Annotated in this window: 3 rRNA genes; all 3 read right to left on the bottom strand. The window is 56.9% G+C overall.

Features of this window, described 5'->3' with window-relative positions:
- Positions 1 to 56: 56 nt before the first annotated feature.
- The 3 genes from rrf to I6N91_RS16865 all read right to left on the bottom strand — a co-directional run bounded on the left by rrf (position 57) and on the right by I6N91_RS16865 (position 5656).
- Positions 57 to 173, bottom strand: a 5S ribosomal RNA gene (gene rrf / locus I6N91_RS16875).
- Positions 174 to 462: 289 nt separating this feature from the next.
- A 23S ribosomal RNA gene (locus tag I6N91_RS16870) occupies positions 463 to 3635 on the bottom strand.
- Between the two features lie 494 nt (positions 3636 to 4129).
- A 16S ribosomal RNA gene (locus tag I6N91_RS16865) occupies positions 4130 to 5656 on the bottom strand.
- The 16S, 23S and 5S rRNA genes sit together here, the layout of an rRNA operon.
- Between the last annotated feature and the right edge of the window lie 176 nt (positions 5657 to 5832).

Raw genomic sequence — 5832 nt, 5'->3', positions numbered from 1 at the left:
GGGGTGGTTAAAGGGGTGCAGGCCCCACCGGTGGTGGGGCCTGCAGCCTAAGGGTGGTCCGGCGGTGTCCTACTCTCCCACACTCTCTCGGGTGCAGTACCATCGGCGCTGTGGGTCTTAGCTTCCGGGTTCGGAATGGGACCGGGCGTTTCCCCCACGCTATGACCGCCGTAACTCGTTGTACCAGCCTGCCCGGTGTGCCCGTGCCGGCCCTCCGTGGTGGGGGGTGGTGGGGGTGTCCTGGGGGTGGTAAGTCTGTTACGTCTTCATTGTGCTGGACGTGTATGTAGTTGTGGTGGTGCTGGTTGGTTCCCCGGTGCCCCGCGGTGGTTTCCCTGGCGGGGGTGGGGGTGCCTGGTTCCTGTTGTTGGTTGGGAACCGCATAGTGGACGCGTAGCATGGTGATCTTTCCGCCGCCGCTTGGGTGGAACGGTTTTGAAGTCCCGTTCCTGCGGTGGTGGTGTGGTGTAAGTTATCGGCTTATTAGTACCGGTCAGCTTCGCAGGTCGTTAGTCCCTGCTTCCACATCCGGCCTATCAACCCAGTGGTCTGGCTGGGGGCCTCTCACACGGTTAGGTGTATGGAAATCTCATCTTGAAGCGGGCTTCCCGCTTAGATGCTTTCAGCGGTTATCCCATCCGAACGTAGCTAATCAGCGGTGCACTTGGCAGTACAACTGACACACCAGAGGTTCGTCCGTCCCGGTCCTCTCGTACTAAGGACAGCCCTTCTCAAATTTCCTGCGCGCGCAGCGGATAGGGACCGAACTGTCTCACGACGTTCTAAACCCAGCTCGCGTACCGCTTTAATGGGCGAACAGCCCAACCCTTGGGACCTACTCCAGCCCCAGGATGCGACGAGCCGACATCGAGGTGCCAAACCATGCCGTCGATATGGACTCTTGGGCAAGATCAGCCTGTTATCCCCGAGGTACCTTTTATCCGTTGAGCGACGGCCATTCCACAATGTGCCGCCGGATCACTAGTCCCGACTTTCGTCCCTGCTTGAGATGTCTCTCTCACAGTCAAGCTCCCTTGTGCACTTACACTCGCCACCTGATTGCCAACCAGGCTGAGGGAACCTTTGGGCGCCTCCGTTACTTTTTAGGAGGCAACCGCCCCAGTTAAACTACCCATCAGGCACTGTCCCTGACCCGGATTACGGGCCGAAGTTAGATATCCAGAGTGACCAGAGTGGTATTTCAACGATGACTCCACCCGAACTGGCGTCCGGGTCTCACAGTCTCCCACCTATCCTACACAAGCCACACCGAACACCAATACCAAACTATAGTGAAGGTCTCGGGGTCTTTCCGTCCTGCTGCGCGTAACGAGCATCTTTACTCGTACTGCAATTTCGCCGAGTTTATGGTTGAGACAGCGGGGAAGTCGTTACTCCATTCGTGCAGGTCGGAACTTACCCGACAAGGAATTTCGCTACCTTAGGATGGTTATAGTTACCACCGCCGTTTACTGGGGCTTAAATTCCCAGCTTCGCACCGCGCAAGCGCGGAACTAACCGGTCCTCTTAACCTTCCAGCACCGGGCAGGAGTCAGTCCGTATACATCGTCTTGCGACTTCGCACGGACCTGTGTTTTTAGTAAACAGTCGCTTCCCCCTGGTCTCTGCGGCCCCGATCCGCTCTGGCAAGCAAGTCGCCGTCACGGTTGGGGCCCCCCTTCTCCCGAAGTTACGGGGGCATTTTGCCGAGTTCCTTAACCATAATTCTCTCGATCGCCTTAGTATTCTCTACCTGATCACCTGTGTCGGTTTGGGGTACGGGCGGCTAAAACCTCGCGCCGATGCTTTTCTCGGCAGCATAGGATCACCAAATTCCCCCATACGGGGGTCCCATCAGATCTCAGGCGCGTGATTGAACACAAGGACGCGGATTTGCCTACGTCCTGCCCTACATCCTTAGACCGGGACAACCATCGCCCGGCTTGGCTACCTTCCTGCGTCACACCTGTTAATACGCTTACCTCCCAGGCTCAGGTCCCGCGCTCCACCAAAACCCTTCCACCACAAGGGCGGTCGGGCAGGTTTCGGGCGGTTAGTGTCCCCTGTTCGGTATGGGCGGTTTTTCGCCGGTACGGGAATATCAACCCGTTGTCCATCGACTACGCCTGTCGGCCTCGCCTTAGGTCCCGACTTACCCAGGGCAGATTAGCTTGACCCTGGAACCCTTGATCATCCGGCGGACGGGTTTCTCACCCGTCTTTCGCTACTCATGCCTGCATTCTCACTCGTGTGGGCTCCACCGCTGGTTTCCACCGCGGCTTCACTGCCCACACGACGCTCCCCTACCCATCCACACGCCTGAACTCAGGGGAACGAATCCCCGGCTTGGCTGATATGTGAATGCCACAACTTCGGCGGTGTACTTGAGCCCCGCTACATTGTCGGCGCGGAATCACTTGACCAGTGAGCTATTACGCACTCTTTCAAGGGTGGCTGCTTCTAAGCCAACCTCCTGGTTGTCTGGGCAACTCCACATCCTTTCCCACTTAGCACACGCTTAGGGGCCTTAGTTGGTGGTCTGGGCTGTTTCCCTCTCGACTATGAAGCTTATCCCCCACAGTCTCACTGCTGCGCTCTGACTTACCGGCATTCGGAGTTTGGCTGACGTCAGTAACCTTGTAGGGCCCATTAGCCATCCAGTAGCTCTACCTCCGGTAAGAAACACGCAACGCTGCACCTAAATGCATTTCGGGGAGAACCAGCTATCACGAAGTTTGATTGGCCTTTCACCCCTACCCACAGCTCATCCCCTCCATTTTCAACTGAAGTGGGTTCGGTCCTCCACGACGTCTTACCGTCGCTTCAACCTGGCCATGGGTAGATCACTTCGCTTCGGGTCTAGATCACGCCACTACGGTCGCCCTGTTCAGACTCGCTTTCGCTACGGCTTCCCCACACGGGTTAACCTCGCGACGTAACACTAACTCGCAGGCTCATTCTTCAAAAGGCACGCCGTCACAGCACCGTGATAAATCACGCACTGCTCCGACGGTTTGTAGGCACACGGTTTCAGGTACTGTTTCACTCCCCTCCCGGGGTACTTTTCACCTTTCCCTCACGGTACTGGTCCGCTATCGGTCATCAGGGAGTATTTAGGCTTACCAGGTGGTCCTGGCGGATTCGCACGGGATTTCTCGGGCCCCGTACTACTTGGGATACTCTCCAAACGGCAGCACGCATTACGGTTACGGGACTTACACCCTCTCCGGCCGGGCTTTCAAACCCGTTCACCTATACGCCTGCACACATTTCACCAGTCCGGCAGAACTGATACGGAAAGTCCCGCAACCCCAGTGATGCAACGCCCGCCGGCTATCACACACCACTGGTTTAGCCTCTTCCGCGTTCGCTCGCCACTACTAACGGAATCACTGTTGTTTTCTCTTCCTGTGGGTACTGAGATGTTTCACTTCCCCACGTTCCCTCCACGCACCCTATGTGTTCAGGTGCGGGTCACCGGATCACGCACAAGGCGCCCCCGGCGGGGTTTCCCCATTCGGACATCCTGGGATCACCGTTCGGTTATCAACTCCCCCAGGCTTATCGCAGATTCCCACGTCCTTCTTCGGCTCCTGATGCCAAGGCATCCACCGTGTGCCCTTAAAAACTTGACCACAAAAGATCAAAAAACATATCGAGAAAACCAGGCCCGGACACAGTCCGGAACCAGGTCTATCTTAGAAATTGCTTCTTTTTAAGATGCTCGCGTCCACTATGCAGTTCTCAACCAACAACCCCATCACACCCGCACCCCGCACCCAAAGGCACGAAACACGGCATGCGCGGGAAACCCAGAAACAACACACCCCACCCCCACGCACCCCGCCCACAACGGACAGACCACGCAGAAACAGGGCCCTGTTATCTCAGGACCCAACAGTGTGCCAAACGATAAACCCGGAACCGACCGCCGGCCCCTCTTTCCAGAACACCCTCCCCGAAGGAAGAGACGAACGTACTCAAGAACCAGCAGGCGCCGCCAGGCACCTATTCGTTGATATTCCACCCATGAGCACCCACCGCGGAACAAACGCCCGCGCTATGGGCTCTCCTTGCAGGCACCACACCCAACACTGTGGCTGGGCCGGCACCCGAAGGCGCTCCTTAGAAAGGAGGTGATCCAGCCGCACCTTCCGGTACGGCTACCTTGTTACGACTTAGTCCCAATCGCCGGTCCCACCTTCGACGGCTCCCTCCCACAAGGGGTTAGGCCACCGGCTTCGGGTGTTACCAACTTTCGTGACTTGACGGGCGGTGTGTACAAGGCCCGGGAACGTATTCACCGCAGCGTTGCTGATCTGCGATTACTAGCGACTCCAACTTCATGAGGTCGAGTTGCAGACCTCAATCCGAACTGAGACCGGCTTTTTGGGATTAGCTCCACCTCACAGTATCGCAACCCTTTGTACCGGCCATTGTAGCATGCGTGAAGCCCAAGACATAAGGGGCATGATGATTTGACGTCGTCCCCACCTTCCTCCGAGTTGACCCCGGCAGTCTCCCATGAGTCCCCGGCATAACCCGCTGGCAACATGGAACGAGGGTTGCGCTCGTTGCGGGACTTAACCCAACATCTCACGACACGAGCTGACGACAACCATGCACCACCTGTAAACCGGCCACAAGTGGCTGACACATCTCTGCGCCATTCCGGTTCATGTCAAGCCTTGGTAAGGTTCTTCGCGTTGCATCGAATTAATCCGCATGCTCCGCCGCTTGTGCGGGCCCCCGTCAATTCCTTTGAGTTTTAGCCTTGCGGCCGTACTCCCCAGGCGGGGCACTTAATGCGTTAGCTACGGCGCGGAAAACGTGGAATGTCCCCCACACCTAGTGCCCAACGTTTACGGCATGGACTACCAGGGTATCTAATCCTGTTCGCTCCCCATGCTTTCGCTCCTCAGCGTCAGTTACAGCCCAGAGACCTGCCTTCGCCATCGGTGTTCCTCCTGATATCTGCGCATTTCACCGCTACACCAGGAATTCCAGTCTCCCCTACTGCACTCTAGTCTGCCCGTACCCACCGCAGATCCGGAGTTAAGCCCCGGACTTTCACGGCAGACGCGACAAACCGCCTACGAGCTCTTTACGCCCAATAATTCCGGATAACGCTTGCGCCCTACGTATTACCGCGGCTGCTGGCACGTAGTTAGCCGGCGCTTCTTCTGCAGGTACCGTCACTTTCGCTTCTTCCCTACTGAAAGAGGTTTACAACCCGAAGGCCTTCATCCCTCACGCGGCGTCGCTGCATCAGGCTTGCGCCCATTGTGCAATATTCCCCACTGCTGCCTCCCGTAGGAGTCTGGGCCGTGTCTCAGTCCCAGTGTGGCCGGTCACCCTCTCAGGCCGGCTACCCGTCGTCGCCTTGGTGGGCCATTACCCCGCCAACAAGCTGATAGGCCGCGAGTCCATCCAAAACCGCAATAAAGCTTTCCACCACCAGGCCATGCGGCCGGCAGTCATATCCGGTATTAGACCCGGTTTCCCAGGCTTATCCCAGAGTCAAGGGCAGGTTACTCACGTGTTACTCACCCGTTCGCCACTAATCCCCGATGCAAGCACCGGATCATCGTTCGACTTGCATGTGTTAAGCACGCCGCCAGCGTTCATCCTGAGCCAGGATCAAACTCTCCGTAAATGCATTACAGACACAACACGAGCCCCCGGGAAAACGGGAACCCCTGCTGCACAAAATTCGAAACCAGCCAAAAAAACCAGCCCACCACACGGAGGTGCGGCAGACCAGCCAATTCAACCAATCAAAAAACAATCGGTATCAACAAACTTGGCACACTATTGAGTTCTCAAACAACA

This window comes from Arthrobacter sp. MSA 4-2 (assembly GCF_016405885.1).
Lineage (GTDB): Bacteria > Actinomycetota > Actinomycetes > Actinomycetales > Micrococcaceae > Arthrobacter_D.
The sequence above is the reverse complement of the archived record's forward strand: the minus strand, read 5'-3'. Positions and strand labels throughout refer to the sequence as shown.